Raw genomic sequence first — 610 nt, 5'->3', positions numbered from 1 at the left:
ACCAACAAGATCACGCATTTGTTTCTCAATCAGCTGCTTTTCGAAATAAGCATCGCCTAAGAAAAAAATCTCTCTGTCAGGATTGTAACCAATTCTGTTCAAATAATAGGCTGAGCCATAAAACTTGCCGACATCAAGAAATTCTGCCCGCGTTTCATAAATGAAATTTTGATTGGGTAGCGTGCCCCCAACACCCCCCGATTGGGGCTTTGGTAAAGGGAGCCCCTCAGAAAGTTCTCCTGCATTATTGAGATCCACTTTTGGTGTAAAGAGAGCATCAACCCCAGTTAAACCACTTAAGGACTCCAGTGGATTGCCTTCAACTGCTTGTGCTTTAAAATGCGCATCCCCTGTAATAGAACCTTCCCCTGCCTTGTTGTTGAGTTGATCAACCACCAGATTTAAAGTGCCACCCGCTTGGACAAGACCAGGAACTGCATCAAGAGCTTCTGAACCGGTCTGGCGATAAGTGCCATTAGCTATATCTAAGGAAACATCGCGGCTTCCATCAGCTTTATAACCATAACAATAAGCATCCGTATTAGCATTACAACCCATATAAGTGTTTTTATAAACCGTTGCCCCCAAATTGGTGAGCACATTGGCGTGG

Annotated in this window: 1 protein-coding gene; it reads right to left on the bottom strand. The window is 44.1% G+C overall.

Annotation, left to right across the window (positions count from 1 at the left end):
• On the bottom strand, nt 1-610 hold a 610-nt coding region (locus tag ACFIL8_RS12275; RefSeq protein WP_375690047.1), incomplete at both ends, for a hypothetical protein.

Origin of the sequence: Bartonella sp. AP57NXGY, from assembly GCF_042195805.1 — a bacterium.
GTDB lineage: Bacteria > Pseudomonadota > Alphaproteobacteria > Rhizobiales > Rhizobiaceae > Bartonella.
Note: the sequence above shows the minus strand (reverse complement) of the source record. Positions and strands in the feature narration are given on the sequence as shown.